Origin of the sequence: Streptomyces anatolicus (genome assembly GCF_019400875.1) — a bacterium.
In the GTDB taxonomy this organism is placed as follows: domain Bacteria; phylum Actinomycetota; class Actinomycetes; order Streptomycetales; family Streptomycetaceae; genus Streptomyces; species Streptomyces anatolicus.
The window spans coordinates 1-2,554 of the sequence record NZ_WMBF01000691.1 but is presented as its reverse complement, the minus strand read 5'-3'; the positions used below and the strand labels follow the sequence as shown (position 1 = coordinate 2,554).

Genomic DNA, 2,554 nt, shown 5'->3' with positions numbered 1-2,554 from the left:
GCGCCGGTGGGGCCGGCGGCTCGGGGGCTCATCGTCGTCTCGTCCGTATCCGGTAACCGGTGGGCGCTCAGACCGCGACCGGCTCGGCGCCGGAGTTCGCCGACGACTCGGTCTCGGCCACGACGCCCGCGACGCGGCGCAGCTTCTTCATCGGGCCCAGCTCCGACTCGTACACCTTCTTGACGCCGTCACCGAGGGAGGCCTCGATGGTGCGGATGTCGCGGACCAGGCGGGTCAGGCCCTGCGGCTCGACGGAGGCGGCCTGGTCGGAGCCCCACATGGCGCGGTCGAGGGTGATGTGCCGCTCGACGAAGGTGGCACCGAGCGCGACGGCGGCCAGCGTCGTCTGCAGGCCCGTCTCGTGGCCGGAGTAGCCGATCGGGACGTTCGGGTACTCCTGCTGGAGGGTGTTGATCACGCGCAGGTTCAGCTCCTCGGCCTGCGCCGGGTACGTCGACGTGGCGTGGCACATCAGGATGTTGTCGGAGCCGAGGACCTCGACCGCGTGGCGGATCTGCTTCGGCGTCGACATGCCCGTGGAGAGGATGATCGTGCGGCCGGTGGCGCGCAGGGCGCGCAGCAGCTCGTCGTCGGTGAGGGACGCGGAGGCGACCTTGTGGGCGGGCAGGTCGAACTTCTCCAGGAAGGCGACGGCCTCGGTGTCCCACGGGGAGGCGAACCAGTCGATGCCGCGCTTGGCGCAGTGCTCGCTGATGGCCTGGTACTCGGCCTCGCCGAACTCCACGCGGTGGCGGTAGTCGATGTACGTCATGCGGCCCCAGGGGGTGTCGCGCTCGATGTCCCACTGGTCGCGCGGGGTGCAGATCTCCGGGGTGCGCTTCTGGAACTTCACCGCGTCGCAGCCGGCGTCGGCGGCCACGTCGATCAGCTTGAACGCGTTCTCCAGGTCACCGTTGTGGTTGATGCCGATCTCACCGGTGATGTAGACGGGCTGACCGGGGCCCGCCGTCTTGGAACCGAACTGACGCAGCCGGGAGTTGGCGCCGATGGAGGTGACGGGGGTGGTGGAGCTCATGGCAGGAACTTTCCTTAACTGTGGAGGGAGTCGAGAGAGGGGCCGAGGATCCAGCTGGCGATCTCTCGGATCGCGCCTTCACCGCCGGGGAGGGTGGTGACCGCGCGGGCCGCGCCGCGTACGACGTCGTGGGCGCTGCCGACCGCCACGGGCCAGCCCACGAGGGCGAAGCACGGGAGGTCGTTGACGTCGTTGCCGACGTAGAGCACGCGCTCGGGCGCGATGCCCTGCTCCTCGCACCAGTGCTTCAGTGCGAGGTCTTTCCGGTCGATGCCGTGCAGGACCGGGAGCTTGAGCTTCCTGGCGCGCGCGGCGACGACCGGGTTCTGCTCCGTGGACAGGATCAGCATGTGCAGGCCGCTTCTGCGCAGGGCCGCGATGCCGAGGCCGTCCCCGCGGTGCACGGAGACGAACTCCCGTCCCTCGGAGTCGATCAGCACCCTGTCGTCGGTCTGGGTGCCGTCGAAGTCGAGGACCACCGCGTCGATGTCGGCGGCGGTGGGGAGCGCGGGACCGTCCTCGGGACGGGCCGCGTCGAAGAGGGGGGCGAGCGCGCGGGCGCGGGCGAGGTCGTGCGGGTCGTCGACCTCCAGGACGCGCGCCGGGTCGGTGCGGACCGGCTCGGTGTGGCCGAAGAAGCGGTGCTTCTCGGTGCGGAAGCCCGCCGCGTCCATGGCGTAGGCGGCGCCGGTCTCCAGGAGGTCCTGGGGACGGTCCTGGCGGCGCGGGCGGAAGGACTTGTCGTGGTTGACGCCGTAACCGCCCCGGGTGCGGGTGGAGTTGGCGAGGGTCGCCGTGCCGCCCGCGGTGTCCGCGCGCCGCGCGGTGACGTCGGCGGCCGCCGTGGCGCCGGTGGAGCCGGCCGCGTCGTCGGCCGCGTCACGCCAGATGAAGCCGTGGAAGGGGGCGACGGTGACGGCGGTGTCGGCGCCGTTCTCGACGACGGCGGCGGCCACCCCGTCGATGTCCTCGCGGGTGAGGAAGGGGCTGGTGCACTGCACGAGCAGGACGACGTCGACGCGGTCACCGTGCAGGGCCTCGTGGGCGTCCATGGCGTGCAGGACGGCGGCCTCGCTGGTCGCGGTGTCCCCGGCGATCGCGGCGGGGCGCAGCACCACCTCGGCGCCCGCCGTGCGGGCCGCCTCGGCGATCCCCTGGTCGTCCGTGGAGACGACGACGTCCGTGACGAGCCGGGCGGCCACGCATTCGCGGATGGCGCGGACCACCAGCGGCACGCCGCCGACCGGGGCGAGGTTCTTGGCGGGCACACCCTTGGAGCCGCCGCGGGCGGGGATGACGGCCAGGACGCGGCGCACCGGCGTACTCGCTGGGCCGGGGTGTGACATGGGGGCTCCTGAGGGTGAAAGGTCGTGGGAGTTCACAGCTCGCCCATCCGCCGGATGACGGGGGCCACGCGCTGCACTCCGTGGCGGTAGGCCCCGCGGGCCGCACGGCGCACGATCTGGCGTACGGGGCCCGGGTCCCTGTCCGCGGCGGGGGCGCCGGGCAGCGGGGAGC

Annotated in this window: 2 protein-coding genes and 1 pseudogene; all 3 read right to left on the bottom strand. The window is 72.6% G+C overall.

Going from position 1 to position 2,554, the window contains the following annotated elements; all coding sequences use genetic code 11:
* Window positions 1-67 precede the first annotated feature (67 nt).
* Entirely contained in the window at window positions 68-1,036 is a 969-nt protein-coding gene (locus tag GKQ77_RS31420) for an N-acetylneuraminate synthase family protein (protein ID WP_219692515.1), read from the bottom strand.
* 14 nt (window positions 1,037-1,050) lie between these two features.
* Window positions 1,051-2,382 carry an N-acylneuraminate cytidylyltransferase gene (locus tag GKQ77_RS31415; protein ID WP_219692514.1) on the bottom strand — a complete coding sequence of 444 codons (1,332 nt, stop codon included), beginning with the start codon at window positions 2,380-2,382 and terminating at the stop codon, window positions 1,051-1,053.
* A gap of 32 nt (window positions 2,383-2,414) precedes the next feature.
* A pseudogene (locus GKQ77_RS34250) lies at window positions 2,415-2,554 on the bottom strand (DUF6716 putative glycosyltransferase); the annotation flags it as partial.